Origin of the sequence: Qipengyuania marincola, assembly GCF_029688625.1 — a bacterium.
Taxonomy (GTDB): Bacteria; Pseudomonadota; Alphaproteobacteria; order Sphingomonadales; family Sphingomonadaceae; genus Qipengyuania.
The window spans coordinates 864,740-889,582 of sequence record NZ_JARULC010000001.1 but is presented as its reverse complement, the minus strand read 5'-3'; the positions used below and the strand labels follow the sequence as shown (position 1 = coordinate 889,582).

The following is a 24,843-nucleotide window of genomic DNA, read 5'->3' as shown; positions in this document are numbered from 1 at the left end:
GGAAACTCGAATTGGAAGGGCGTCATATGACCTACCAGACACAGGATCGCTATCTTGTCGCCGCGCAGGAAGATCGCTGCGCACCGCGGACCAAGCTCACCATCCCGGGCCAGCTTCGTGCGTCGGGCGGACGCGCTTTCCAGACCGTGGTACACGATCTTTCGATTTCGGGATTTTCCGCCGCAGCGCTCAACCGCATGCACGAGGGCCAGATGTGCTGGCTCACCCTGCCCGGTCTGGAATCGCTCCAGGCGCAGGTCGTCTGGTGGGAAAACTGCATGGTCGGCTGCGCTTTCAACGAGCTGCTGTCGCCGATCGTGCATGACAACATCATCGGTCGCTACACCGGCGCGGGTAACTACCGCTCTTACTGAGCGGGATTGTACCCCATCCTATTCACGCAGACAGGCAACGACACCGAACGCTTTGGCAGCGGCCTCAGGGCCCGGCCTGAACCGTGTCCCGAGTGCTCGTTGCCGGTGGCGGTGCCGCTAGCGGTCGCCGCCACCACTGCGTTCAATCGAGATCGGCTGCGATCTTGCCCACCATATCGCGAAAGGCGTTTCGGTTGGCCGTGCTTGTGGCGGTAGGCCAGTTGCTGATGACCGCCACGACGAGGTCGCTCTCGGGAACGATAGTAATCGCCTGTCCGAAGATCCCCTGCGCGCCATAAGCGCCGGGGTAAGTCCACCACTGATAGCCATAGCCGAAGCCCGGTGCACTGGCGCCGAAATCGACCAGCGGCGATCCTGCGGTGGCAAACCAGTTTTCCGGAACGACCCCCTTGCCGCCTTCGAGCGCAAACTGGCCCATGCGCGCATAATCCGCGAGGCGCAGCGACAGGCAACAGCCGCCAATATTGCCGCCGGTGAGGTCCTGCATCCAGAAGAGCCCGCCCTCGAACCCGGCAGGCTCGACGATCTTCTCCGCCGCATAGGCGGCGAGCGATTTGCCGGTAGCTTCCTCGACGATCAGGCCAAGGAGGTTGGTCTCAAGCGTCTTGTAGACCCACTTCTCGCCTGCCGGTGCCTCTCGAGAAAGGGTTTTTGCATAGGTCACCGCCTGCGATTCTCCCGCGACCGGGGTGACCGATAACATCCGGGCGACATCGCTGTTCGGGTCGGTGTAATCCTCATTCCACGCTACTCCGGACGTCATGCTCGCAACCTGCCCGACGGTAACGCCATCATAGGCGGTGCCGGCAAGCGCGGGAATGATTTCGGTCACGGGCGTATCAACGCTGTCGATCGCGCCATCGGCAATTGCCGCGCCAAGCAGCGTGGAGGTGAAGCTTTTGGCCACAGAAAAGCTGGTCCACCGGTCGGCGGGCATGAGGCCGAGCCCATATTCCTCGAACCGCACGGTGCCATCGTCGAGCACCATTACACCGGCGGCTTCGGTTTCGGTCATGAACTCGCGGATTGCCACTTGGACATCGCGGGACAGAGGCGGACCACGGCGCAAGTCCCGCGGATCGGCAGCGGCGGCGACTTCGAGACCGGGAAAGAGCGACTCCATATCGCGAAACGCAGCAGAGCGCCGCGCGTCGTCCCAGAACAAGATGGAATCGCCGGGGTCCATGCTCGCCATTCGTTCGGGCATGCTTTGCGTGACCGCTGGCGCTGCCGCCACGGGCGTGTTTTCATAGGCCGTCGCACAGCCTGCTAAGGCAATGGCCAGGGTCGATGCAAGAAATGCCCTCATCCTAAGTCTCCTTCATTCACCAGAGTGACCTGGTGCACATCGATCCCGCCGCCACGGAACCCGCCTTCGCAATACATCAGGTAATAGCGCCAGAGATCGCAGAAACCCTCGTCGAAGCCCGCTGGCAACCGTTCCTCGCGCGCGGCGGCGTCGAAATTTTGCCGCCAGGCCCGCAGCGTTTCCGCATAGTCGAGGCCAAAATCGTGCTGATCCTTCCAAACAAGTCCGCGCTCTTCGGCCAGTTTGCGGAATTCGCTGGTCCGGATGAGCAAGCCACCGGGAAAGATATAAGCCTGGATGAAGTCGGCGCTGGCCGCGTAATCCTCGAAGATATCGTCGTCGATGGAGATGTACTGGATCGCCGCGCGTCCGCCCGGTTTCAGGTTGCGCGCGATGCAATCCATGAACGTCGGCCAGTATTCGCGGCCCAGCGCCTCGACCATCTCGACCGACACGATGGCATCATAGCTGCCGGCCGTGTCGCGATAATCCTGCTTGCGGAAGTGGATGGCGTCACTGTGGCGTGCCCTCGCCCAGTCGAGCTGCTCGCCCGAAAGGCTGATGGCGGTGACGTCACTGCCTCGCCGCGCCAGATCGTCCGCCAGCGCGCCCCAGCCGCAGCCGATCTCAAGCACCGTGGCGGCATCGCCGGTGCGTGACGCCAGCGCGTCCCACTTGCGCTTCTGTGCCGCTTCCAGCCCGTCCGCCGTGACGTCGAGCCCGGAGGAATAGCTCATCGTCGGATCGAGCCATGCCTCGTAGAAATCATTGCCGAGGTCGTAATGCGCGCTGATATTCTTCTGCGCGCCCTCATGTGTGTTGCGATTGAAGAGATGCGCCAGCTTCAGCGCATGGCGGAACGGACCCTTCGCGCGTGCCGTATCGCCCAGCCGCGTCGCATGCTGCATGAACAGCGCGAACAGCGGCACGGGATCGGGGCTCCACCATTCGCCTGCTTCCCATGCCTGATACCAGCCGACCGAACCATTGCTCGCGAGCCGCAGCAGCGCGTTATAGCTCCGCAGCTCAACCGTACATTCGAACCCCGGCGCGCGGCCGCCGAGCGTGCGCGGCGTGCCGTCGGGCAGCGTGCCGTGGATCGTGCCGGAAATCAGCGCTTGATCGATCCGGTCGAGGATCTTCTCGACCCCCGGTACGAACATCCGAGCGAACACGCCGGGCCGCCTTGCAAAGCGCTGCGCCCCCTCGGTCAGGCTTCGTCCGCGAAGTGTGGTCTGCATGTCCATTGCGCGTGGCTATGGCGCGGAGCGGCGCCATCCTCAAGCGTCTATGATTTGCTGTCCCGATAAGCCTGCAGCGCGCGCTCGCGGGCTTCCTTGTGGCCGATCAGCTTCTCCGGGTAGTCGTCCGGCCGATGCTTGTCGTCGGGATCGTGGATATGCTCGTCGTCCAGATCGGCAAGCTCCGGCACGTATTCGCGGATATACTCCGCCGCGTCGAACTTCTCGCTTTGGCTGAGCGGGGCCATGATGCGCGGGAACATGTTGCTGTCGACGCCTGTGCCGCTGACCCACTGCCAATTGGTGCCGTTGCTCGCATAGTCGCCATCGACAAGCGTGTCCCAAAACCAGCGCTCGCCATGGCGCCAGTCGATCAGCAGGTGTTTGATGAGGAAGCTGGCCGCGATCATGCGGACGCGGTTGTGCATCCAGCCGGTCTGCCATAGCTGGCGCATGCCGGCATCGACGATCGGATAGCCGGTCTGCCCCTGTTGCCACGCCTCCAGTTCGGACTGGATGATGTGACCGCGATTGGGGTTCCGCCACAGCGTCTGCTCATCGTAATCGCGGTAGCTTTCTTCGGGGTATTTCGGGAACTGGCAGATCACGTTCTGCGCATAGTCGCGCCAGATCAGCTCCTTCTCGTAAACTTGCCACCCGTCGGAGCGCATGTCCTTCATGCGGTGCCAGATGGTGACGGGCGAGATTTCGCCCCAGTGGAGGTGCGGCGACATTTTCGAGGTCGCATCCTCGCTCGGCAGATTGCGCCCGTCGTCATAGCCGCCGACGTGATCCGCCCACCAACCCAGCCGCTCATGCGCGGCATCTTCGCCCACGGTCCAGAAATCGCGCAGACCCCCTGCCCAGTCGGGCTTGGTCGGCAGCAAGTTCCAGTCGGCGAGATCGTCGCTCTCCGGCATATCGGACGGCTGCGAGATCGTGCCCGGCTCGGGCAGCTCGTCGCGCGGGGGCAGCAGCTCCTTCACCGCCTTCATGAAGGGCGTGTAGATCTTGTAGGGATCGCCGCCGCCGGTGCGCGCCGTGCCGGGGGGCAGCAGGTAGTTGCCATCGTGCAGCACCAGCTCGCACTCGCTGTCCTTCAGCGCATCGTGCAGGTCTTCCTCGGCCTCGCGGTGCCAGGGTTCGTAATGACGGTTCGCGTGGATCGCGCTCGCGCCGGTTTCCTGCGCGATGCCCTGCAGCACGGAGACGCTGTCGCCCCGGCGCATTACGATCTCCGCATTGCGGCGACCGTAGCTTTTCGCGAGGTCCTCCAGCGAATGATGCAGCCACCAGCGATGCGCCCCACCCAGCTTGCGATCGCCTGCGCGCTCGTCGTCGAGGATATAGACCGGGATCACCGGCCCTGACTGCGCGGCGGCATGGAGCGCGGGCTGGTCCTTCATGCGCAAGTCGCGCCGCAGCCAGACGATTTGTGGTGAAGCCATGAAATCCCCTTTTGCGAGGCAACGGGATCAACGCGAGGGAAGTTCCTCGCACGTCACAAGGGGCAGCGCCACGGTGAAGCGGTCACGCGCACGCGGATCGTAGAAGCGCGCATCGCGGAGCAGGATCGAGCCGTTAGGCGCTCTCTCCAGAAATGGCGAGCGCGACCAGAAGAGGAATGCGCGCGTCTGTGAATTAAGCTTGGCGATCCGGTCGAGATCGCAAAAATAGGCAAGCGCAGGATCGCCAAGAATATCTGGTCGAACCCGCTCCTCGGTCGGACCTGCGAAGTTCGGAATAATTTGAAACTGCCCGTTTTCGAGCGGTGTGATCATTTCCCGTTGCCAAAAGGCAAGGGGCAGTGGACTTGCGATCGTCGGTCCCGAAGCATTCATGGGCGTCATCCGCTCGTATGAATGGGTTATGGCCGCGTTCACGCCGATATACGCCAGCGCCACGCTCAGCGCCACGCGCGCCGGCCTCCGCCAATCCCCGCCCCGCTTCTCGCGGCGGAGCGAGAACCATGTCGCTGAGCCCATCAACCCCCACAGCCACACGTCGATTATGAACAGCGTGTCGCCGTAGAACCAGCGGCTGGAGAATGGCTCCAGCAGGCGGATGCCGTAAACGTTGAGCCAGTCGAGCGCCGGGTGCGTCAGGCAGCCGATGAAGCCGAGCAGGTAAAGCCATTTGAAGCTCACCGGCAAGCGCGCCGCTGGCCGCGTGCCGCGCTTCGCCTGCCAGCGGTCGAAACCGTAGAGCAGCCCCGCCAGCACCAGCGGCAGCAGCAGCCAGGCAGGCGGTCCATGCGTGATCCCGCGCCGGAAGCCGAGATGCTCCACCCCGTCGAGCCACAGGAAGCACGCCGCATCCACATCGGGCAGGTTCGCCCCGATGATCAACGCGGGCATGGCAAGGCCGGTCTTCTTCTTGAACCCCGCCTGCCCGATCAGCGCCCCGACGAGGGAGTGGGTCAGATTGTCCAGCGTATCTCTCCTGTCGGATAACCTCGGCCACTCATGCGTTATCGCCGCACCATCGCAAAGGACCGGCTGTGCAGCTATCCACCCTCAGGACCTATATCCACCGTGAACAGGGCCTACTGATCGGTCTTCTGGTCGGCGCCGCGCTGATCGGCGGGTTCGTCAAGCTGGCCGGCGAGATGATGGAAGGCGACACGCAGGCCTTCGATATCGCATTCCTGAAAGCGCTGCGCATGCCGGGGGACCTCGCCGCACCGGTCGGGCCATCATGGCTGCTCGGTTCGATGCGCGACATAACCGCGCTCGGTGGCGTGACCGTGCTGACGCTGGTCTCCGCGCTTGCCATCGCGTTCCTGCTGATGCGCGGACGCGTGAAGCAGGCGCTCTACACCGCCCTCGCGACCGGCGGCGGTGCAGTGATGGGCAAATTGCTCAAGAGCCTCTTCGCGCGCGAACGGCCCGAAGTGGTCCCGCATCTGGTCGAGGTTACCTCGCTCAGCTTTCCGAGCGGCCATTCGATGAACAGCGCCATCGTCTACCTCACGCTGGCAGTCATGATTTCGCGCAGTTTCGACGAACGCCGTGCGCGCATATTCACCATCGGCAGCGCCGCACTGCTTGTGCTCGCCATCGGGTTCAGCCGGCTATATCTGGGCGTACATTACCCCACCGACGTACTCGGCGGCTGGACGGTCGGGGCCAGCTGGGCGCTGGCGATGGGCCTCATCGCCACCCGATTACAGGAGCGTCACAAGATTGAGGAACCGGGGGAAGACCCGGTCCCCGCCTAAATCGGGTCCCGCCTAGATCGGGTCCTGCGCAGTGCCGCTGACCGTCCAGGTCTGGCCGCTGCTCAGCAATTTGGCGAGGTTCGCTTCCTTGCCGGCGCTCGCCTTGGCGCGTTCCTCGGTCACGGCATCCTCGAAGGTGGGGGCCGGATCGTCGTAAAGCACGCCCAACGCCATTGGGAACGGGCCGAACGGCATTTCGACCAGCATGTGGGCAATCGAACGGTTGGTGACATCGTGGACGATCACGCCCGCGCTCTTCCAGTCGCCGTCGGCCACATCGACCACTTCGAGGCTCAGCGTCTCGTGATTGAGCGTCAGGCCCTTGGTGTCCTTGGCGAACAGCATGGGCTTGCCGTCTTCCAGCCACAGCTGCCGGTCTTCCGCCCCCTTGGGCGCGGCGAAATCGTCGAACACGTCCTTGTTGTAGACGATGCAGTTCTGGAAGATCTCGATGAAGGCCGCGCCCTTGTGGGCATGGGCCGCCTTGAGCACTTCGGGCAAATGCTTCGACACATCGAACCCGCGCGCGACGAAACGCGCACCGCTGCCAAGTGCGAATGCCGCGGGTCTTGCGGGATGGTCCACACTACCGATCGGGGTCGAGGGCGACTTGGTCCCCTCGCGGCTGGTCGGCGAGGCCTGGCCCTTGGTGAGGCCGTAGATTTCGTTGTTGAACAGCATGATCTGCATGTTCACGTTGCGGCGCAGGACATGCATCAAATGGTTGCCGCCGATGGACAGGCCATCGCCGTCGCCCGTCACCAGCCAGATGTCGAGATCGGGATTGGCGAGTTTCGCCCCCGTCGCAAAGGCCGGCGCGCGGCCATGGATGGTGTGGAAGCCATAGCTCTCGATGTAATAGGGAAAGCGGCTCGAACAGCCGATACCGCTGATAAACACCGTATTCGCCGGATCCGCCCCCAACTGCGGCAGCGTGCGCTGCACGGCCTTGAGGATGGCATAGTCGCCGCATCCCGGGCACCAGCGAACCTCTTGGTCGGTTTCCCAGTCCTTGAGCGTGGTCTCGATCTTAACGGGTGCGTTCATCAGTCGTTCTCCGCAACAGGGCTTGGAAGTTGCTGGTCATTGACTGCGACCTCCCCACCCTCATTGCCTTCGATGCCATCGAAATACTTCGCGATTGCCGCTTCCAGTTCGGCAATCTGGAAGGGCTGGCCGCTGGTCTTGGTGAGCGGCTGCGCATCGACGAGGAACTGGTCGCGCAGCACGGTCTTGAACTGGCCGGTGTTCATTTCCGGCACCAGCACATGGTCGAAGCCCTTGAGCAGTTCGCCGAGGTTCTTCGGCATCGGCCAGATGTGGCGCACGTGGATGTGGCTGACCGAGCAGCCCTTCGCGATGCTTCGGCGCACGGCCTGGTGGATCGGGCCGTAGGTGCTGCCCCAGCCGACCACGGCGAGCGTGCCCGAAGTCTCGCCCAGCGCGACCTCCTGATCGGGCACGGCGATGTTCTCGACCTTCGCCTTGCGCAGGTCGGTCATGCGCTGGTGGTTGTCGGGCGAATAGTCGATATTGCCCGTTTCCTCGTGCTTCTCGATCCCGCCGATGCGGTGCATCATGCCGGGCGTGCCGGGCTTGATCCACGGACGCGCGCCCTTCTCGTTGCGCTTGTAGGGCAGCAATTGCTCGCCGCGCGGTTCGGTGAGGAATTGCGCCGGGAACGGCGTGAAATCGGCCGGGTTCGGCACCTTCCACGGCTCGGCGGCATTGGCGATGTAGCCATCGGTCAACAGCATGACCGGCGTCATGTATTCGGTCGCGATGCGGCAGGCTTCGATGGCGACCTCGAATGCGTCGGACGGGCTGCGTGCGGCGATGACCGGCATGGGCGCATCGCCATTGCGGCCATAGACGGCCTGATAGAGGTCGCTCTGCTCGGTCTTTGTCGGCAGGCCGGTGCTCGGCCCGCCACGCTGCGAATTGACGATCACCAGCGGCAGCTCGGTCATGATGCCGAGGCCGATCGCTTCGGTCTTGAGCGCAATGCCGGGGCCGGACGAACTCGTGACGCCCAGCTGGCCGGCATAGCTTGCGCCGATGGCGGCGCAGATCGCTGCAATCTCGTCTTCCGCCTGAAAAGTGGTGACGCCGTATTCCTTCAGCCGCGCGAGGTGGTGGAGGATCGCGCTGGCGGGCGTGATCGGATAGCCGCCGAAGAACATCGGCAATTCGGCCAGCTGCGCGCCCGCCACCAGGCCGAGCGACACGGCTTCCGCGCCGGTGATCGTGCGGTAGAGTCCCGGGGCGCTTTCGACCGGGGGCATTTCCATCTGGCGGATCGGGCCGGACAGCTCGGCCGTCTCGCCGAAGGCATGGCCCGCATCGAGTGCGGCGATATTGGCGTCGGCGATGTCGGGCTTGGACTTGAACTTGGCCTTCAGCCAATCGTGGATCGGCTTGCGCGGTCGGCCGAACATCCACAGCGCAAGGCCCAGCGTCCACATGTTCTTGGAGCGCAGCGCATCCTTGTTGCCGAGGCCGAAGGGCTTCACTGCCTCGATCGTTTTCTCGCTGATGTCGAAGGCCAGCACGTCGTATTTGGCGAGGCTGCCGTCTTCCAGCGGGTTGCTGAGGTAATGTGCCTTGTCGAGGTTGCGCTTGGTGAAGGCTCCCGTGTCGGCGACGATCAGCCCGCCCGGCTTCAGCGCCGCAAGGTTCACCTTGAGCGCCGCCGGGTTCATCGCCACCAGCACGTCCGGCGCATCGCCCGCGGTGTTGATCGCGCGGCTGCCGAAGTTGATCTGGAAGGCGGACACACCGAACAGCGTGCCTTGCGGCGCCCGGATTTCGGCGGGAAAATCGGGAAAAGTCGCCAGGTCGTTGCCCGCCAGCGCGGTCGACAGGGTGAACTGTCCGCCTGTCAGCTGCATGCCGTCGCCGGAGTCCCCGGCAAAGCGGACGACGATGGCGTCGGGGGTGGAGGACGCGGCGCCCTCGGGGGTGGTGGCGGCTGTAGCCATCCGGAATTCCTTGTCTTGCGCGGCTCTCTCCCGCGCCGTTCTCATGGGAAGCCGCACCTAGGAGGCGCCCCATCCTCTCGCAATCAAGTTTCTCTGCTAGCGAGAAAATGCACGGTGGAAAAGCGCCTCGAAGCGGCTAAGTCCTGAATTGCAACGAATGGGAGAGAGACCATGGCCGATACCGAACACTATGTGCGCGACGATGTGCGCGGCTTTCTCGACATGCTCGAACAGATGGGTGGGCAGAGTGTCGAGGAGGTCGGCGCGGTTGAGGGGCGCCAGCAGATGAAGGCGCTCGGCACCGTCGCTGAAATGGAGCCACGGAAGCTGGCGGTGATCAAGGACCTGACGTGCCCCGGGCCCGCGGGCGACATTCCGCTGCGCTTCTATGACACAAAGGAAACGCGCGAGGCCGGGCCATGCGTGATCTTCATCCATGGCGGCGGCTTCGTGATCGGCGATCTCGACGTCTATCACGCGCTGTGCAGCGAAATCTCGCATCATCTCGACCTGCCGGTGGTCTCGGTGGGCTATCGCCTTGCGCCCGAACACACCTTTCCCGCCGCGCCCGACGACTGCGAAGCGGCGGCCCGCTGGGTCGCATCCTCGCCTGCCGAGCTCGGCCGAGAGATCACCGGGCTCGTCATCACCGGCGATAGCGCTGGCGGCAATCTGACCATCGTCACGACCAACCAGCTGATGAACGATCCGGCCGACGTACCGGTGATCGTGCAGGCCCCGATCTATCCGGTGGCGAGCGATGTGTCGCAGCACTCGAGCCTCGCGGCTTTCGCGGAAGGCTTCCTGCTGACCGGCGCGGCGATGAGCTGGTTTACCGAGCAATACGGCGGCGACGCCAGCGATCCCCGCCATACGCCGATGGTGGGCGACTGTTCGAACACGCCGCCGACCGTGGTCTGCACGGCAGGTCTGGACCCCCTGCGCGATTCCGGGCGCGAATATGCCTCGCACCTCGTCAGCCTCGGCACCGAGGTGGTCTATCTCGAGTTTCCGGGCATCATTCACGGTTTCACAACCCTGCGGAAGGCAATCCCGAGCGGACAACGCGATCTGGAAGCCTTTCTCGACGCGACCAAACTGATGGTGGAGCGCTACAAGTGAACGAACCGCTTGCATACCGGCCCTGCGTGGGGGTGATGCTGGTCAATGCCCAGGGCAAGGTCTTCGTCGGTCGCCGTATCGACAATCGCGAGGGCGACTGGTGGCAAATGCCGCAGGGCGGCGTCGATGAAGGCGAGGACCTGCAAGAAGCGGCCTTTCGCGAACTCGCCGAAGAAACCGGCGTGCGCGCGGAGCATGTCACATTGCTCGACAGCACGAAGGAGCCGATCCGTTACGATCTGCCCGAAGAACTCATGGGCAAGCTGTGGGGCGGCAAATATCGCGGACAGGAGCAGATTTGGTTCCTCGCCCGCTTTTCCGGAACCGATGCGGACATCGATCTGGAGGCGCACGATCCTCCCGAATTCTGCGACTGGAAATGGGCCGATCCGGAGGATCTGCCGGAGCTGATCGTGCCGTTCAAGAAGCGCGTCTATCGCGCCGTGCTCGACGCCTTTCGAGAGCTGGTCTGACCGATCAGTTGGATTGCGGCTGCGGCTCGATCGTGATCGTCGCTTCCGCAGTCTGGACACGCGGCTGAGCACCGGTTTCGATCGCGGCTGCAAGCCTTTCCGTTTCCGGGCAGCTCTTGCCACAAGCGGTCTCGAGGCGAACCAGATTGCCGCGCGCTTTCTCGATCGCGCCCTTTTCCAGCAAGGCCTGGCCTTCCCCGGAGATAGCGGCAAAGTTGCGTGGGTCGCGCGCCAGCACCTCGCGGTAATAGCGGATCGCCTTACCCTGTAACTGATCTGCGCGCGCCGCCTCGGCGAGACGCAGGTAGAGCGGCGTGTACCCCGGATCGACCGCAAGCGCCGCTTCGTATGCGTCGATTGCGCCCTGCACATTTCCGTTCTCGAGCGCGGATTGCCCTTCCGTTATCAACATGGCCGCCCGCGGGTTCGGATCGCGGTCCGCGCTCCAGCCGACACTCGCCGTCGCGGCGAGGACCAGAGAAAGGGCTGCGGCAGCAGGGGCAAAGCGCATTATCGTCTCCAGCGGGGATTTCCGTCCTGTGTCAGGCGTATCGGCCATGGTCTTGCGGCTTTATCACGCCCTTTCTGCACAAGCGATGAAAAACCCGTCTGTTCCGTCATGGCGAGGCGTCAGGCGCCAACCCTGCCCCCGCGCTTGCCCGAGCGGGAGGTGCGTATCCAGCGCGCGGCAGTCGGCATGGCGAGCGAGAAAGGCGTCGAACTGTCCTGCCCCCTCTTCATCGAGCAGTGAGCAGGTGACGTAAATGACCCTTCCGTCGGGCCGCACGAGATCGCGCGCAAGATCAAGCAGGTAGGACTGAATTCCGACAAGTCTGTCCAGCTCGCCGCGGTCGAGCCGCCACCGTGCCTCCGGATTGCGCCGCCATGTACCGGTGCCGGAACAGGGAGCATCGACCAGCACCGCATCGGCCTGGCCAAGATACTCGGCCAAAGCCTCGTGTTCGCGCGTCGGATCGAGCAGGCAAGTCTCCACGATCGTCGCCCCCGCCCGTTCGGCGCGCGGCGCAAGGCGGGACAGGCGGTTGCGATCGGTATCGCTCGCAATCAGGCGCCCGAGATTGTCCATGGCCGCCGCCAGCGCGAGGGTCTTGCCGCCACCGCCCGCGCACAGATCGATGATCGTCTCCCCCGGCTGCGCGCCCACTGCCAGGCAGGCGATTTGCGAACCGGTATCCTGCACTTCGATCAGGCCGTCCTTGAACTGCTGCCATTGTTCCACCGGAGTACCCGGTTCCAGCCGCGATCCGTGGGGCGCATCGGTCGGCACCGCGGCGACCGGCAGTTCAAGCGCAGCACGCCGGGCCTTGAGCGTGTTTACCCGCAGGTCGAGCGGGGCGCGTTCGAGCAGCGCCTCGGCTTCGAGTCCCGCGATGTCCGATGTCGCAAGCAGGTCTTCCAGCCACTGCGGCGCAATGCCGCCTTCCGCAACGGCTTCCCCTCCCCCCAAGGCTGCAGGCCCATATTGGGAACCATCGAAGAGCGGAGGCAGCAGCGGATCGCTTTGCGCGAGCCGGAGCATTGCCGCGCGCCCGCTTGCCGGTAGCGGCCCGCAGGCACGGATGGCGGCAAAGACAAGCTCGCGGATTGCGCGGCGATCCTTGGAGCCCGCGAAGCGATGGCTGCGAAACCAGTCGGCCAGAATACGGTCGGCAGGGGCGCCCTTTGCCTGCGCAGCGGTGATGATGGCGTCGAGCAATTCGATCGCGGTCTGGACGCGAGCCGCCGGAGTCATGACCGCTCGCGCGCCTCAGAGGGCTCGCCTTCGAAAAGATCAGCGAATTCGTCCGGACCCGGAACCGGCAGGCACCAGTGCCGCAGGTCTCGGCGCTCGCGATGAGCGCGACGAGCGATATCGTCGAGCATGGCGTCGGCAGCGGCAAGACACTCTTCTTCGCTCGCGAAAAGCGCCGGCTGACGTTCCAGCGTTACCGCTACCGGATCATCGCCCAATATCTTCAGGACGAAGAGCATGAACGGAATGACTTCGACCATGACCTAGCGCGTCGGATAGTTCGGCGCCTCGCGTGTGATCGACACGTCGTGGACGTGGCTCTCGGTCAGGCCGGCATTGGTGATGCGCACGAACTTCGCCCGCTTGAGATCCTCGATCGTGCTGCTGCCGGTATAGCCCATGGCGGCTTTGATCCCGCCGACAAGTTGGTGGACGACCGCGCTGGCTGGGCCCTTGAAAGGCACCTGTCCCTCGATCCCCTCCGGCACCAGCTTCTGCTGGCTTACGTCGGCCTGGAAATAGCGGTCCGCACTGCCACGCGCCATTGCGCCCACGCTGCCCATGCCGCGGTAGGACTTGTAGCTGCGCCCCTGATAGATGAAGGTTTCGCCCGGCGCTTCCTCGGTCCCGGCAAGCATGGAGCCGACCATGATGGTCGAGGCACCGGCTGCCAGAGCCTTGGCCGCATCGCCGCTCGTGCGCAGGCCACCATCGGCAATGACCGGAACCCCGTCTTTCGCCGCGGTTTCCGCGCAATCCATGATCGCCGTCAACTGCGGGACGCCGACGCCCGCCACGACGCGCGTGGTGCAGATCGAACCCGGACCGATACCGACCTTCACCGCGTCGGCACCCGCGCCAACAAGCGCCTTCGTGGCTTCTGCCGTCGCGACATTGCCTGCAATCACCTGGACATTGTTCGACAGCGTCTTCACGCGCTCCACGGAGCGGGCGACGTCCTTGTTGTGGCCATGCGCCGTGTCGATCACTACCACGTCCACACCGGCGTCAATCAACGCCTCGGTGCGCTCGAAGCCCTTGTCGCCCACCGTCGTCGCCGCGGCAACGCGCAGGCGGCCCTGATCGTCCTTGGTCGCTTCGGGATAGGCGACCGCCTTCTCGATGTCCTTGACCGTGATCAGGCCGACGCAGCGCCCGCTGTCATCGACCACCAGCAGCTTCTCGATCCGGCGCTGGTGCAGCAGCTTGCGCGCCTCGTCCTGCCCCGTCCCGAGCGGGACGGTGGCGAGATTGTCGGTAGTCATCAGTTCGCGGACCGGCTGCTGCGGATTCTCGGCGAACCGAACGTCGCGATTGGTCAGGATACCGACCAGCTTGCCGCTGCGATCGGTCACGGGAATGCCGCTGATGCGGTTCTTGTCCATGATCACCTGCGCCTCGCCCAGCGTGGCGTCGGGATGGATGGTGATCGGGTTCACGACCATACCGCTTTCGTAGCGCTTGACGGCGCGCACGGCCGCGGCCTGTTCGTCCACTTCGAAGTTGCGATGCAGCACGCCGATCCCGCCCAGTTGCGCCATGGCGATGGCCATGTCGGCTTCGGTCACGGTGTCCATCGCGCTGGAGATGACGGGGATGTTGAGCCCGATGTCGCGCGTCAATCGCGTCGCGGTCTTCGCCATCGACGGCAGGATGTCGCTCTCCGCCGGCACGAGCAGGACGTCGTCGAAAGTGAGACCGAGGGGAATATCGAAATTTGCCACGTGGAGAATCGCCTGCCGGAGGGAAATGTGGCGGCCCATGTAACGACGGAACGGGGCCCGCGCTAGGGCACGCACCAAACGAAAAGGGCCCCGCAAAGCGGAGCCCTTATGTGGAAGCGGTATCAGCCGCAGCGCGTGAGGCGCTTACTCCATTTCGTCGGCGCGCTCGTTCAGCGCGTCGGCCCGCTCGTCGCCGATGTCGTCAACTTCTTCGGCACGAGCGTTCAGCGCATCTTCCTGCGCGTCGGTCGGGGCCTCGTCGGCCATTTCCTCAAGCTCGCCTGCACGATCGTCACCGATGTTCTCTACGGCATCGGCGCGCTCTTCAAGCATGTCGCCCTGCTCTTCGACGGCGCTGTCCTGACCACAGGCAGCGAGGGCGAGCGGGGCGGCAGCGGCGAAAATGATAAGCTTCTTCATGAAAATTCCTCCTTCTGAACAATGGGATATTATCCAGACAATGCGGAGGCGCAGCGTCGGTTCCAAAAAAGGCAGAATTGTGGCCGAGGGGCGCGAAGAGCCTATTCCGCGGTCCAGCCGCCATCGATGCTCCAGTTGGCGCCGTTCACATTCTGCGCCTCGTCACGGCAGAGGAAGGTCGCCAGAGCACCGATTTCTTCGGGCTGCACGAACTTCTTGGTGGCCTGCTTTACCAGCAGCACGTCATTGATGACCTCGTCGCGGGTCAGGCCGCGCGCCTTCATCGTATCGGGGATCTGACCCTCGATCAGCGGAGTCCAGACGTATCCGGGACTGACGCAATTGGCGGTTATCCCGTGCTCTGCAAGCTCGAGCGCGATCGTCTTGGTGAAGCCCGCAATTCCGTGCTTGCTGGCATTGTAGGCGCTCTTGAAGGGCGAGGCGATCTTGGAATGGGCGCTGGCGGTATTGATTATCCGCCCCCAGCCCTTTTTCTTCATGCCGGGCACAGCAAGACGCGTGGTGTGGAAGGCAGCTGTCAGGTTCAGGGCGATGATCAGGTTCCATTTGTCGACCGGGAAGTCCTCCACCGGTGAAACGTGCTGCACGCCAGCGTTGTTGACGAGGATGTCGATGTCGCCCGCCGCGGCCATCATCGTTTCGATTTGCGCCGCATCGGTAAGGTCCGCGCCGGAATGGGTCGCGCCCAACTCGTCGCACAGCTTGGCGATCTCGGCCTCGTCGCCGAAGCCGTTCAGGACAATTTCGGCGCCCTCCGCCGCCAGCGCACGCGCAATGGCGAGGCCAATTCCGCTGGTCGAACCGGTAACGAGAGCGCGCTTACCTTCAAGAAACATTTGGACCTCCGGGCGTTGTCTTGCCATGCGTTGCCCCCAACCGGGGTAATAGACAAGTCTGCGCGGCCATCGGCCCGAAGGGGAAAGGGGATAGGATGCGGCTCAATCCGTTCGACACCAGCAAGATCGATGTCGGCAGTCGCGGAGGCGGCGTGGGCAAGGCCGGCGGCATCGGCTGCGGGACCATCGTCATCGCCGCACTGGGCTATTTCGTCTTCGGGCTCGACCCGATGCAGACCGCCGCCACCGTCGAAGGCATGCAGCAGGGTCAGGCAACCCAAAGCGCCGGAACGCAGGACGAGCAGGCTCTGTGTACTGCCAACGAATATGCGCGCGAGACCTGCAATGCACTGACCTCGCTCAACGAGACCTGGGCGCGAACCTTCCAACAGCAGGGCCTCGGCGACCAGTTCCAGACACCCGGGCTCGACTTCGTCAGCGGCCGGTTCAATACCGAATGCGGGCCGGCATCGAGCGGCTTGGGCCCGTTCTATTGCCCAGCCGATCAGCGCATCTACATCGATACGAGTTTCTACGACCAGCTTGCGCAAATGGCTGGCAATGGCGGCGACTTCGCACGACTCTATGTCGTGGCGCACGAATACGGGCATCACGTCCAGACAATCACCGGCATCTCAGGCCAGATCCGCAGTGCGCAGCAGGCCAATCCGCGTCAGGCGAACCAGCTCAACGTCCTGATGGAGTTGCAGGCGGATTGCTACGCTGGGGTCTGGGCCGGCAAGAACCGCAACCTCATCGAGCCGGGCGATATCGAAGAAGGCATGCAAGCCGCCGCGGCGATCGGCGACGACCGGCTGACCGGAGGTCGCGTGTCGAGCGAGAACTTCACTCACGGCACGAGCGAACAGCGCAGCCAGGCACTGCGACTTGGCCTGCAGGGCGACGATCGCGCCTGCGACCGGATTACCGCGATCAGTTAGGGTGAAAGGATCGGGGCGACCGCCGAAACCGGCGGCCGCCCCTCATTCCATCAGGCGCTCTTAGCGCGAAAGCTGAGCAATTTCGGAATCGAGCTCGCGCAGGATTTCGCGGCGCGTCTCATCCGACAAATTCGTGCTTGCGGCGATCCCCGCGCGGGCGGACTTGAGTGCCTTCAACGCGATCCGATCGCCGGCGGTTTCACAAACATACATCACGACCGAACCGTCGCTCGCCTCGAGGCTCGTGACCGGCTGGTCGGGATAACGGCAGGATTCGACGACCTTGGGAACATGCCTGAGCGCCAATTCGACGGTCTTTTCGATTTCCCGCTGGTTCGCTTCGCTCCAGCCGTACGCTTGCGCCTCGGCCTTGGCGTGATCGCTGCGGGCTACGGCGTGCTGCACGCGACCTTCGGCCCATTGTTTGCGCCCCTCGGCCCACTGTACGCGGCCCTCCGCCCACTGCTTGCGACCTTCGGCATAGGCGATCCTGCCGCGCGCCCATTCCTTGCGGCCCTCTTCCCAATCGCGACGCGCCTCGACACGCGCCTCGCGCAGCTGTTCGGCTCGTTCGATCCGGCGTTCCTGGCGCTCCAGCTGTCGCTCGGCGCGCTCTTCGCGCCGTTCTTCACGCAACTCATCGCGTTGCTCATCGAACCAGATCTCGGCCGCGTTCGGTGCCGGCGGGGCAAGCGGGGCTTCGGGCGGCAGCGGAGGTTCCGGTGCTTCCGGCGGCAGCGGCGCTTGCGGCGGCGGTGGCACCTCGGCGGCGGCGAGCCGTGCATCGAGCGGCGAGGCGAGCGCACTTGAATAGCATATCGAAGCGGTCATCGGCAGAGCCAGCAAGGCAGCGGCAATGCCCGAGCGCGCGACCATGCGGCGGCGCGGTGTTACGTCATCCATGGACAAATTCCTCAATCGGTGAATGATGGATTTGTCCCCCAAAACCGGACACGCCATCGGCGCGGCGAGCGCCAGGCGCCTCGCTGCCTGCGGACGGCGTGCGTAATCTGCGATAACCCCTGCATAAACCGCGCGTTCTTCGCGCGGACGGGCAGCGACCACGCGCGCGTCGCAGGCTGCTTCCTGGTCGCGGCGCAGGGCGGTCCAGCCCATATAGCCCAAGGGGTTGAACCAATGCGCCGCAAACAGCGGCTGCAACAGGATGTTGGCGAGCAAATCGTGCCCGCGATGGTGTGCCAGTTCATGCGCAATGGCGAGGTCGCGCGCGACCCGGTCGCGGCCGGTCATGAAGCCCGAAGGCAACGCGATGACCTTGTCGCGCACGCCGAATGCCAGCGGACCGGAGATTGCGGGCGTTTCGACGAGGCGAATGCTGCCGACCTCACCCACAGGCACCGCATCGTCGAGCAATTCGCTGCGCAAGCGGCCGTAGAGCCAGAAACGCCGCGCAAGAAAGATCATCGCGCCAACCAGCCACACGATCGCCAGCGGCGTCGTGAAATCGGTCGGCTCGGCCAGGACCGGCGCGGCACCAGCCATCTCTATCGGGGCAAATTGCGCGAAGTCCATGGCAGCAGCGGTCGCGGCAGCAGGGTCCTGTGCCTGCACAGGCTCTGCGAGGGAGGGAGCCATCCATTGCGGCAGGGTGAGAGGCGGCATGACGAGCCTGAATGCCGGAAGCGCCCATAGCGAGTACGCCGCCCCGGCACCGAGATGTCGCGCGACAGGGCGTCGGATCAGCAGGACGAGGGCGATCAGCGCGCCGGTCCACACCAGCGTGTCCAGCAGGAACCAGTCCCAATACTCTCGCAGGAGCTCGGTCATTTGCGCATCTCCCTCAAGAGCGCCTCGATCTCGTCGATATCCTTATCACTCAACGCCTCATTCTCGGCAAGCTGGGCGAAAAGCGGCGCTGCCCGCCCGCCGAACAGCCGTTCGACCAGGCGACGGCTTTCCGTGCCGACATAGTCGGACCGCTCTATGAGGGGACTGTAGAGAAACTTTCGGCCCACCGGCTCGGTGCCGAGGGCGCCTTTCGATACCAGACGACTGAGCAGGGTCTTGACAGTGGGCATGGACCAGTCGCGATCGGCGCAGACACGGTCGCAGACATCGGCCGCGCTCATGGGGCTGCGTTCCCACAACACTTCCATCACGGCATGTTCGGCTTCGCTGATGCGGTCGCCGGGACCGTCCTTGCGCTTCGCCATTGCTTCACTCCCCACGTACTTCTCGGTATCGATTACGTGTGTAGCCGTTCCGACTACGCATGTAAACACCTTTTGCTGAAGGTATATCATGGAACGCCCTCGCCTTACGAACGCTGGTGGCCTGCCATCTACCAAGGAACGAGGATTGCCGATGAACGACACCGATCGCCAGAAAGTCCTGACCGCGCCGCAATTGCGACTCATCGGCAATGTCGACGAGGCGATGTATGCCGAGTTCCGCAGCCAGCTTGCCGCCGCGCCTCAGGACGGGCCGCTGGTGATCGCCCTCACCACGCTGGGCGGCAATCCGGAAGTCGCCCGCGCAATGGCCGATGACGTGCGCCTGATCCGGGATGCCGGGCGCACGATCTACTTCCTCGGCAAGACCGCGGTCTATTCGGCCGGGGCGACCTTCATGGCGGGCTTCCCGGTCGATTGCCGGTTCCTGACCAAGGGTTCGAGCATCCTGTTGCACGAGCGCCAGATCGCCAAGACGATCAATCTGAGCGGCCCGCTGAGGAGCTGCACGGCACAGCTCAAGGCCGCCCTGCATGAAATCGAGCATTCGATCGACATCGAGGAGCAGGGCTTTCGCGATATCGTCGATGGATCGGAGGTGACGTTCGAGGAGGTTCGCGACAAGGCCCCTGACAACTGGTACCTCGATTGCGACGAGGCCGCGGAGCGCGGAATGATCGCCGGGGTGATCTGAGCCTATGCGATCCGGGCCCGATCGTGGCATCCTCCCGGCCATGTCATTCCGATTCGCAATTGCCGCCCTCGCCCTACCTGTCTCCCCCCTTGCAGCGCAAACTGCCGATGTCCCTGCCCCGGCGCCGGAGACGACGCGCGTGGTGCTGGAGACCAGTGCGGGCGACATCACCGTGGCCATCGAGACCGAGCGAGCGCCGGTCACGGCCGCGAATTTCCTGCGCTACGTCGACGAGGACCGCTTCGATGGCACGGTTTTCTATCGCGCCATGGTGCTCGACTGGGGCGAACAGCCCAACGGGCTGATCCAGGCGGGGACCCAGTACGATCCCGAGCGAACGCTGGACCCGATCGCGCACGAACCGACCAGCGAGACCGGCGTGCTGCACAAGCGCGGCGCGCTCTCGATGGCACGCTACGCGCCGGGAACCGCGACCGGCGATTTCTCCATCCTCCTGCAGGACGAGCCGAGCATGGATGCCGACCCGACCAGCGCCGATCCGGAAGTGCGCGCCGGTTTCGCCGCTTTCGGACAGGTCGTCGATGGCATGGACGTGGTAGAGGCCATTCATGCCATGCCGACCGATCCGGACAAGGGCGAAGGCTGGATGAAAGGCCAGATGCTGGCGCAACCGGTAACGATCATCGACGCGCGCCGGATAGAGAGCGTCACGGACTAGCAGACTTCGGCGGTGTTCTCGGGCAACGGCCCCGGCGGCACGCGCGCTGGATGCTGCCAGAACGGATCGCCATCGAGCCGGTGCCGGGTACCATAGGCCTCGGCCAGCGCCGCATAGAGCTGCGGGTCGTAGGCGGCGAGGTCCTGATGATTGAGGATGCGGCGACCGTCGAAAGCCTGGAGACGGTTGGAATCGAACCAGAATTGCGTGCCTTCCGCCCAGTATTCCTGGATGGTCGTGGTGGTGTATTCATTGAGCCAGAGATCGCTCGCGATCGCGTTGTCATAGGCCGCCTGTACCCGCGCATAGAGCGCCGGATCGACCGCGTTGATCGCAAACAGGACGTTATGCGCCATCTCGTGCACGAAAATCGTCTCGCCGTAATAGCGACTCGCCGGCAGGCCGAGCACGTCCTCTTCGGACCCCACCGTCCGCTCGCCACCGATCGCGCGGGCGCGATTGTCCCAGTATTCGCGGTCCGACAGCCGTCCGATCCGCGTGTCGTAAAGCTTGCGCTCGCACCGGGTCAGGCGCGGATCGTCAAAGGCTGGCTTTTTCCAATCGGCATTTTCCGGAAGATCGAGCAACGCCTCGTCCACCGCCATGATCGCGACACGGTAATCGTTGACGGCGAGCCATTTCGCCAGTTCGGGGCGATGCGCGAACATGTCGCGCGTCATGGCGCGCGCCGCAACCAGAGCCTCATCGATTACCCTGGCCGAAGAGAGGATCGGGATGCCGCGTGCGGCCACCTGCTTGGTGTAGAACGATGGCGCGCCGAGCTGCGGCGACGGTGCCGAGGGGCCGGTGGCGCACCCTCCCAGGGTGGCCGCCAGCAGCAGCGCAGCCAGCCCGCGAAACCTAGTCACGCGGTTGCTTGGCCAACCTGCCTATCAGGATTGCCGTGCGCTTGGCCTGCCGCGCGATGGTCGGCAAATCGACATATTCGCCCTCCGCATGGCTCCCGCCACCACCGGGCCCCATCCCGGCGAGGCCGTCGACATAGGGCGCGACGAAACTGATGTCGGCCGCCCCGCGGCGCGACGGCGGATAGGGCAGCTGCTCGTCCAGTCCGAGATCGGCATTGATGCGGTTGAGCTGTGCGAGCAAATCGCGATTGCCGTCTGTCGGTGCCATCGGTGGATAGCGCGATTCGAATTCGAACTCGGCACTGGTCCCGGGCAAATGATCGGCGACGATCGCACGCATCTTCGCCACGATGCGCTCGTCCTGCTCGCTCGTAAGAGTGCGCAGATCGCCACGCGCTATGGCGATGGAGGGAATGATATTGGTCTTGCCCTCAGTGGTCGCGGAGAGCTCGTCCTCGGCCAGCTCGGCGGGCGTTCCACCCGCGAGGAGACCGATGTTGAAGGTTGCGTTCTCCTCGGGAAGTTCTGCCCGAAACCGGTCGAGAATCCGGGCCATCTCGTAGATTGCACCGTAGCCGGCGTCATCGGAGAAAATGCCGGAGCTGTGACCGCTCGCAGCACGGGTGGTGAGCTTCCAGCTGGAGGACGAACGACGCGCGATCACGCCGGCATCCCGGCCGTCGAGCGTAGATAGCCCTTCGAACCCGAGCGCTACATCAGCCCATTGCCCGGCCGCGACCAGATCGCGGCGCGCCAGTTCGAGCGGATCGCCGGCATCCTCCTCGTCACCGGTGAGGGCCACGACGATGTTCGCGCCCTCGAGCGTGCCGGCTACCTTCATCGCGCGCAGGGCGGAGAGGATCACGATCACACCACCCTTGTCGTCGAGGATGCCCGGCCCCACCGCGCGATCGCCGTCGCGCACAAAACCCGTAAACGGCGACGATGGCTCGAATACCGTATCGAGGTGCCCGATCAGCAGGACGCGTTTGGTCGCGGGATCACCGGAATGCCGCGCGAACAGGTGCCCGGCCCGGCCTGCGACCGACTGGTCGATCCACTCGGCGGTAAAGCCAAGCTCTTCGAATGCGGGGATGAGCATGTCGGCAACGGCCTTCACGCCGGCATGATTGTGTGTTCCGGAATTGACCAGAGTGATCGCCTCAAGCTCGGCAACGTCGCGCTCGAACCCGGCGTCGACAGCCGCCACCGCAGCCTGTTCGGGCGTGGATAGCTGGGCGGAAAGCGGGCTGGCAGCCAGGGCCGCTGCAATCGCGCCCGCCGCCAGTTCCGCAATCCGCATCAGTAGACCCGCTTCTTCGGCTTGATGTACTCGACATCGTCGGTCAGCGTATATTCGTGGACCGGGCGATAGTCGATCTTCACGTCGCCGCCCCCGGAACCGCGAGCACCGCCACCCCAGCCGTCGAACCAGGCGATGGTATGCTTCATCCATTCCGCGTCGTTTCGCTCGGGGAAGTCCTCGTGTGCGTGGGCGCCACGGCTTTCCTTGCGATTTTCGGCCGATGCCATTGTGACACTGGCCTGCGCCATGAGGTTGTCGAGTTCGAGCGTTTCGATGAGGTCGCTGTTCCAGATCATCGAGCGGTCGTGGACCTTCACGTCCTCCATCCGCTTGTTGATCTGCTTCAGGTTCTCGACGCCTTCGGCCATCAGCTTGCTGTCGCGGAACACGGCAGCGTGGCGCGTCATGGTCTTTTGCATGTCCGCCCGCAGGGCCGCGGTCGGCGTGCCGCCATCGGCATAGCGGAAGTGATCGAGGCGGGTCAAAGCCATCTCGGCGCTGTCGCCGGGAAGCTCATCATGGCTGGTGCCAGGCTTGATCAGGTCGCGCAGGCGGTGGCCGATGGCACGCCCGAAGACCACGAGATCGATCAGCGAGTTGGAGCCGAGACGGTTCGCACCGTGGACCGACACACAGCCCGCTTCGCCGGCGGCAAAGAGGCCCGGCACGATCTTTTCGGGATCGTTCGGATCGCCGGCCATGACCTCGCCGTGAAAGTTGGTCGGGATGCCGCCCATGTTGTAGTGCACGGTCGGCGTCACCGGCAGCGGTTCGCGCGTCAGATCGACGCCAGCGAAGATCTTGCCACTTTCGGTGATGCCTGGCAGGCGCTGCGCCAGCACATTGGGATCGATGTGGTCGAGGTGGAGGTAGATGTGGTCCTTCTCCGGACCGACCCCGCGCCCTTCGCGCATCTCCAGCGCCATCGAGCGGCTGACGACGTCGCGCGAGGCGAGATCCTTCGCGCTCGGCGCATAGCGCTCCATGAAGCGCTCGCCTTCGGAATTGGTGAGATAGCCGCCCTCGCCGCGCGCGCCCTCGGTGATGAGCACGCCCGCGCCGTAGATGCCGGTCGGGTGGAATTGTACGAATTCCATGTCCTGCAGCGGCAGGCCGGCGCGCAGCACCATGCCGCCGCCGTCACCGGTGCAGGTGTGGGCGCTGGTCGCGGTGAAGTAGCAGCGGCCATAGCCGCCCGTCGCCAGTACGACGGCCTTCGAGCGGAACCGGTGAATGGTGCCATCGTCGAGACACATGGCGATCACCCCGACACAAACCTTGCCGTCGGGCGTGTCCTTCATGATCAGGTCGAGCGCAAAATATTCAATGAAGAAGTCCGCATCGTACTTCAGGCTCTGCTGGTAGAGCGCGTGCAGCATGGCGTGGCCGGTACGGTCGGCGGCAGCGCAGGTGCGCTGGACCGGCGGGCCCTCGCCCATGTTCTGCATGTGGCCGCCGAACGGACGCTGGTAGATCGTGCCGTCGTCGTTGCGGCTAAAGGGGACGCCCGCGTGCTCCAGCTCGTAGACCGCCTGCGGCGCCTCCCGCACGAGATATTCGATCGCGTCCTGGTCGCCGAGCCAGTCGGAGCCCTTGACGGTATCGTACATGTGCCACGACCAGTGGTCGGGCGAATTGTTGCCGAGCGAAGCCGCGATCCCGCCCTGCGCCGCGACGGTGTGTGAGCGCGTAGGGAAGACCTTGGAAATGTTCGCGGTCTTCAGTCCGGCTTCGGCCGTACCCATGGTCGCACGCAGGCCGCTGCCGCCTGCGCCCACGACGACCACGTCATACGTATGGTCGACGATGGGGTAGGCACGGTCGCCGATGGTGAAAGTGTCGCTGGCAGCCATCAGGCGGCTCCTCCGGAAACAGGGGCAAGGGCTAGGCGCGCGATCGACACGATGCCGAAAGCCGCGCCGCCGATGGTGGCAAGATTGAGCAGGACGAGCACGCCGAACTTGGTGCCCGCGTCATGGACGTAGTCTTCGATCAGCACCTGCAGGCCGAGCCGCGCGTGCCAGAAGACCGAAACGATGAGCAGCGCGAGCGCGGTGGCGGGCAGGGTCTGCGACGCCCAGCCCGTGACAGTGCCGTAATCATAGCTCGGCAGCAGGGCGAGGCTGATCGCGAGGAACAGCATCAGCACCAGATTGCCGATCGCGGTGAAGCGCTGCACCAGCCAGTGATGCGCGCCCTCGTGCGCCGAGCCGAGCCCGCGCACGCGTCCGATGGAAGTACCGTTGCCCATTATCTACCTTTAACGAAGCAGGACGAGGGCCCAGAAGCCCGCCGTAAGAAGAATGCCGAGGACCGGCGAGAGGATCGACCAGGTCTTGTTGGTGTCGAGTTCGTAGCCCGCGCCGATGTCGAGCACGAAGTGTCGCAGCCCGCTCATCATATGAGTGAAGAAGGCCCAGCTAAGACCCACCAGGACGATCAGCCCGACCGGCGAACCCATCACGTCCTGGAACAGGCCGTAGGCTGCGGGCCCTCCGGCCATGGCCCCCAGCCACCATAGCAGGACCGCAAGGCCCACCAGTGCCATGCCATCGCCGGTGATGCGATGGAGGATGGAAACCGCCATATGCGGACCCCATTTCCAGACTTGCAGATGCGGTGCCATCGGGCGATTTGCCATGAATTCCATCCGTTGCGATGCAGTGT

General features: G+C 64.3%; 26 protein-coding genes. 7 read left to right on the top strand and 19 right to left on the bottom strand.

Annotated features, from left to right (window positions below):
* The first annotated feature begins 26 nt into the window (after positions 1-26).
* Entirely contained in the window at positions 27-374 is a 348-nt protein-coding gene (locus P8Q88_RS04430) for a PilZ domain-containing protein (protein ID WP_278322606.1), read from the top strand.
* A gap of 142 nt (positions 375-516) precedes the next feature.
* Here P8Q88_RS04430 and P8Q88_RS04425 read toward each other — a convergent pair whose 3' ends face one another.
* From P8Q88_RS04425 to P8Q88_RS04410, 4 genes are read right to left on the bottom strand one after another with little or no spacing between them, the layout of a single operon-like run.
* The gene (locus tag P8Q88_RS04425) at positions 517-1,704 is read right to left on the bottom strand and encodes a serine hydrolase domain-containing protein (protein ID WP_278322605.1); all 1,188 of its coding nucleotides are present in this window, start codon (positions 1,702-1,704) and stop codon (positions 517-519) included.
* Entirely contained in the window at positions 1,701-2,951 is a 1,251-nt protein-coding gene (locus tag P8Q88_RS04420) for an SAM-dependent methyltransferase (RefSeq protein ID WP_278322604.1), read from the bottom strand. The genes P8Q88_RS04425 and P8Q88_RS04420 overlap by 4 nt, the downstream gene beginning before the upstream one ends.
* 41 nt (positions 2,952-2,992) lie before the next feature.
* The gene (locus P8Q88_RS04415; RefSeq protein ID WP_278322603.1) at positions 2,993-4,393 is read right to left on the bottom strand and encodes a cryptochrome/photolyase family protein; all 1,401 of its coding nucleotides are present in this window, start codon (positions 4,391-4,393) and stop codon (positions 2,993-2,995) included.
* 27 nt (positions 4,394-4,420) lie between these two features.
* Entirely contained in the window at positions 4,421-5,377 is a 957-nt protein-coding gene (locus P8Q88_RS04410) for a metal-dependent hydrolase (protein ID WP_278322770.1), read from the bottom strand.
* 68 nt (positions 5,378-5,445) lie between these two features.
* Here P8Q88_RS04410 and P8Q88_RS04405 point away from each other — a divergent pair, with 68 nt between their 5' ends.
* Positions 5,446-6,165, top strand: a complete 720-nt coding sequence (locus P8Q88_RS04405) for a phosphatase PAP2 family protein (RefSeq protein ID WP_278322602.1) — start codon at positions 5,446-5,448, stop codon at positions 6,163-6,165.
* Between the two features lie 12 nt (positions 6,166-6,177).
* Here P8Q88_RS04405 and P8Q88_RS04400 read toward each other — a convergent pair whose 3' ends face one another.
* Both P8Q88_RS04400 and P8Q88_RS04395 read right to left on the bottom strand, forming a co-directional pair.
* The gene (locus P8Q88_RS04400) at positions 6,178-7,212 is read right to left on the bottom strand and encodes a 2-oxoacid:ferredoxin oxidoreductase subunit beta (RefSeq protein ID WP_278322601.1); all 1,035 of its coding nucleotides are present in this window, start codon (positions 7,210-7,212) and stop codon (positions 6,178-6,180) included.
* Complete coding sequence (locus P8Q88_RS04395) at positions 7,212-9,146, bottom strand: 2-oxoacid:acceptor oxidoreductase subunit alpha (RefSeq protein ID WP_278322600.1); 1,935 nt, start codon at positions 9,144-9,146, stop codon at positions 7,212-7,214. The genes P8Q88_RS04400 and P8Q88_RS04395 overlap by 1 nt, the downstream gene beginning before the upstream one ends.
* A gap of 171 nt (positions 9,147-9,317) precedes the next feature.
* Here P8Q88_RS04395 and P8Q88_RS04390 point away from each other — a divergent pair, with 171 nt between their 5' ends.
* Positions 9,318-10,268, top strand: coding sequence for an alpha/beta hydrolase (locus P8Q88_RS04390; RefSeq protein WP_278322599.1), 951 nt, complete (start codon positions 9,318-9,320; stop codon positions 10,266-10,268).
* A gap of 35 nt (positions 10,269-10,303) precedes the next feature.
* The gene (locus P8Q88_RS04385) at positions 10,304-10,741 is read left to right on the top strand and encodes an RNA pyrophosphohydrolase (protein WP_446532535.1); all 438 of its coding nucleotides are present in this window, start codon (positions 10,304-10,306) and stop codon (positions 10,739-10,741) included.
* Between the two features lie 4 nt (positions 10,742-10,745).
* Here P8Q88_RS04385 and P8Q88_RS04380 read toward each other — a convergent pair whose 3' ends face one another.
* The 6 genes from P8Q88_RS04380 to P8Q88_RS04355 form a co-directional block, all read right to left on the bottom strand.
* Positions 10,746-11,252 carry a tetratricopeptide repeat protein gene (locus P8Q88_RS04380; protein ID WP_278322597.1) on the bottom strand — a complete coding sequence of 169 codons (507 nt, stop codon included), beginning with the start codon at positions 11,250-11,252 and terminating at the stop codon, positions 10,746-10,748.
* 63 nt (positions 11,253-11,315) lie between these two features.
* Positions 11,316-12,494: an RsmB/NOP family class I SAM-dependent RNA methyltransferase gene (locus P8Q88_RS04375; RefSeq protein ID WP_278322596.1), complete on the bottom strand. Its 1,179-nt coding sequence runs from the start codon at positions 12,492-12,494 to the stop codon at positions 11,316-11,318.
* Positions 12,491-12,754: a hypothetical protein gene (locus P8Q88_RS04370; protein WP_278322595.1), complete on the bottom strand. Its 264-nt coding sequence runs from the start codon at positions 12,752-12,754 to the stop codon at positions 12,491-12,493. The genes P8Q88_RS04375 and P8Q88_RS04370 overlap by 4 nt, the downstream gene beginning before the upstream one ends.
* A 3-nt stretch (positions 12,755-12,757) precedes the next feature.
* Positions 12,758-14,257 carry an IMP dehydrogenase gene (gene guaB, locus P8Q88_RS04365; protein ID WP_278322594.1) on the bottom strand — a complete coding sequence of 500 codons (1,500 nt, stop codon included), beginning with the start codon at positions 14,255-14,257 and terminating at the stop codon, positions 12,758-12,760.
* 105 nt (positions 14,258-14,362) lie between these two features.
* Positions 14,363-14,638 carry a hypothetical protein gene (locus P8Q88_RS04360; RefSeq protein ID WP_278322593.1) on the bottom strand — a complete coding sequence of 92 codons (276 nt, stop codon included), beginning with the start codon at positions 14,636-14,638 and terminating at the stop codon, positions 14,363-14,365.
* Between the two features lie 101 nt (positions 14,639-14,739).
* Positions 14,740-15,495, bottom strand: coding sequence for a 3-hydroxybutyrate dehydrogenase (locus P8Q88_RS04355; RefSeq protein ID WP_278322769.1), 756 nt, complete (start codon positions 15,493-15,495; stop codon positions 14,740-14,742).
* Positions 15,496-15,590: 95 nt separating this feature from the next.
* On the opposite strand from P8Q88_RS04355, the gene ypfJ reads away from it, so the two are divergent.
* Complete coding sequence (gene ypfJ / locus P8Q88_RS04350; protein WP_278322592.1) at positions 15,591-16,436, top strand: KPN_02809 family neutral zinc metallopeptidase; 846 nt, start codon at positions 15,591-15,593, stop codon at positions 16,434-16,436.
* A 60-nt stretch (positions 16,437-16,496) separates the two neighbouring features.
* Here the strand turns inward: ypfJ and P8Q88_RS04345 are convergent, their stop codons facing one another.
* Both P8Q88_RS04345 and P8Q88_RS04340 read right to left on the bottom strand, forming a co-directional pair.
* Positions 16,497-18,224 (bottom strand): M56 family metallopeptidase, encoded by a 1,728-nt coding sequence (locus tag P8Q88_RS04345; protein WP_278322591.1) that lies wholly within the window; start codon positions 18,222-18,224, stop codon positions 16,497-16,499.
* Positions 18,221-18,610: a BlaI/MecI/CopY family transcriptional regulator gene (locus tag P8Q88_RS04340; protein ID WP_278322590.1), complete on the bottom strand. Its 390-nt coding sequence runs from the start codon at positions 18,608-18,610 to the stop codon at positions 18,221-18,223. Before P8Q88_RS04340 ends, P8Q88_RS04345 begins: the two co-directional genes overlap by 4 nt.
* Positions 18,611-18,761: 151 nt before the next feature.
* Between P8Q88_RS04340 and P8Q88_RS04335 the strand changes: the two genes are divergently transcribed.
* Complete coding sequence (locus tag P8Q88_RS04335; RefSeq protein WP_278322589.1) at positions 18,762-19,322, top strand: ATP-dependent Clp protease proteolytic subunit; 561 nt, start codon at positions 18,762-18,764, stop codon at positions 19,320-19,322.
* Between the two features lie 40 nt (positions 19,323-19,362).
* Positions 19,363-20,001, top strand: coding sequence for a peptidylprolyl isomerase (locus P8Q88_RS04330; RefSeq protein WP_278322588.1), 639 nt, complete (start codon positions 19,363-19,365; stop codon positions 19,999-20,001).
* Here the strand turns inward: P8Q88_RS04330 and P8Q88_RS04325 are convergent.
* The 5 genes from P8Q88_RS04325 to sdhC are packed head-to-tail and all read right to left on the bottom strand — an operon-like array spanning position 19,998 to position 24,817.
* Positions 19,998-20,870 (bottom strand): glycoside hydrolase, encoded by an 873-nt coding sequence (locus P8Q88_RS04325; protein ID WP_278322587.1) that lies wholly within the window; start codon positions 20,868-20,870, stop codon positions 19,998-20,000. The genes P8Q88_RS04330 and P8Q88_RS04325 overlap by 4 nt on opposite strands.
* The gene (locus tag P8Q88_RS04320; protein WP_278322586.1) at positions 20,863-22,173 is read right to left on the bottom strand and encodes a M20/M25/M40 family metallo-hydrolase; all 1,311 of its coding nucleotides are present in this window, start codon (positions 22,171-22,173) and stop codon (positions 20,863-20,865) included. The genes P8Q88_RS04325 and P8Q88_RS04320 overlap by 8 nt, the downstream gene beginning before the upstream one ends.
* Positions 22,173-24,029 (bottom strand): succinate dehydrogenase flavoprotein subunit, encoded by a 1,857-nt coding sequence (sdhA, locus tag P8Q88_RS04315; protein WP_278322585.1) that lies wholly within the window; start codon positions 24,027-24,029, stop codon positions 22,173-22,175. The genes P8Q88_RS04320 and sdhA overlap by 1 nt, the downstream gene beginning before the upstream one ends.
* Positions 24,029-24,427 (bottom strand): succinate dehydrogenase, hydrophobic membrane anchor protein, encoded by a 399-nt coding sequence (sdhD, locus tag P8Q88_RS04310; protein ID WP_278322584.1) that lies wholly within the window; start codon positions 24,425-24,427, stop codon positions 24,029-24,031. Before sdhD ends, sdhA begins: the two co-directional genes overlap by 1 nt.
* Positions 24,428-24,436: 9 nt before the next feature.
* Positions 24,437-24,817, bottom strand: coding sequence for a succinate dehydrogenase, cytochrome b556 subunit (sdhC, locus tag P8Q88_RS04305; RefSeq protein ID WP_278322583.1), 381 nt, complete (start codon positions 24,815-24,817; stop codon positions 24,437-24,439).
* Positions 24,818-24,843: the final 26 nt, after the last annotated feature.

Bases quoted from the DNA above. Each gene is read 5' to 3' on its own strand.
- ypfJ (WP_278322592.1), top strand. From the start codon at position 15,591: ATGCGGCTCAATCCGTTCGACACCAGCAAGATCGATGTCGGCAGTCGC.
- P8Q88_RS04385 (WP_446532535.1), top strand. From the start codon at position 10,304: ATGCTGGTCAATGCCCAGGGCAAGGTCTTCGTCGGTCGCCGTATCGAC.
- sdhC (WP_278322583.1), bottom strand. From the start codon at position 24,817: ATGGCAAATCGCCCGATGGCACCGCATCTGCAAGTCTGGAAATGGGGT.
- P8Q88_RS04380 (WP_278322597.1), bottom strand. From the start codon at position 11,252: ATGCGCTTTGCCCCTGCTGCCGCAGCCCTTTCTCTGGTCCTCGCCGCG.
- sdhD (WP_278322584.1), bottom strand. From the start codon at position 24,427: ATGGGCAACGGTACTTCCATCGGACGCGTGCGCGGGCTCGGCTCGGCG.
- P8Q88_RS04335 (WP_278322589.1), top strand. From the start codon at position 18,762: ATGAACGACACCGATCGCCAGAAAGTCCTGACCGCGCCGCAATTGCGA.
- P8Q88_RS04370 (WP_278322595.1), bottom strand. From the start codon at position 12,754: ATGGTCGAAGTCATTCCGTTCATGCTCTTCGTCCTGAAGATATTGGGC.
- sdhA (WP_278322585.1), bottom strand. From the start codon at position 24,029: ATGGCTGCCAGCGACACTTTCACCATCGGCGACCGTGCCTACCCCATC.
- P8Q88_RS04395 (WP_278322600.1), bottom strand. From the start codon at position 9,146: ATGGCTACAGCCGCCACCACCCCCGAGGGCGCCGCGTCCTCCACCCCC.
- P8Q88_RS04400 (WP_278322601.1), bottom strand. From the start codon at position 7,212: ATGAACGCACCCGTTAAGATCGAGACCACGCTCAAGGACTGGGAAACC.
- P8Q88_RS04360 (WP_278322593.1), bottom strand. From the start codon at position 14,638: ATGAAGAAGCTTATCATTTTCGCCGCTGCCGCCCCGCTCGCCCTCGCT.
- P8Q88_RS04420 (WP_278322604.1), bottom strand. From the start codon at position 2,951: ATGGACATGCAGACCACACTTCGCGGACGAAGCCTGACCGAGGGGGCG.
- P8Q88_RS04415 (WP_278322603.1), bottom strand. From the start codon at position 4,393: ATGGCTTCACCACAAATCGTCTGGCTGCGGCGCGACTTGCGCATGAAG.
- guaB (WP_278322594.1), bottom strand. From the start codon at position 14,257: ATGGGCCGCCACATTTCCCTCCGGCAGGCGATTCTCCACGTGGCAAAT.
- P8Q88_RS04425 (WP_278322605.1), bottom strand. From the start codon at position 1,704: ATGAGGGCATTTCTTGCATCGACCCTGGCCATTGCCTTAGCAGGCTGT.
- P8Q88_RS04390 (WP_278322599.1), top strand. From the start codon at position 9,318: ATGGCCGATACCGAACACTATGTGCGCGACGATGTGCGCGGCTTTCTC.
- P8Q88_RS04340 (WP_278322590.1), bottom strand. From the start codon at position 18,610: ATGGCGAAGCGCAAGGACGGTCCCGGCGACCGCATCAGCGAAGCCGAA.
- P8Q88_RS04330 (WP_278322588.1), top strand. From the start codon at position 19,363: ATGTCATTCCGATTCGCAATTGCCGCCCTCGCCCTACCTGTCTCCCCC.
- P8Q88_RS04320 (WP_278322586.1), bottom strand. From the start codon at position 22,173: ATGCGGATTGCGGAACTGGCGGCGGGCGCGATTGCAGCGGCCCTGGCT.
- P8Q88_RS04375 (WP_278322596.1), bottom strand. From the start codon at position 12,494: ATGACTCCGGCGGCTCGCGTCCAGACCGCGATCGAATTGCTCGACGCC.
- P8Q88_RS04345 (WP_278322591.1), bottom strand. From the start codon at position 18,224: ATGACCGAGCTCCTGCGAGAGTATTGGGACTGGTTCCTGCTGGACACG.
- P8Q88_RS04355 (WP_278322769.1), bottom strand. From the start codon at position 15,495: ATGTTTCTTGAAGGTAAGCGCGCTCTCGTTACCGGTTCGACCAGCGGA.
- P8Q88_RS04430 (WP_278322606.1), top strand. From the start codon at position 27: ATGACCTACCAGACACAGGATCGCTATCTTGTCGCCGCGCAGGAAGAT.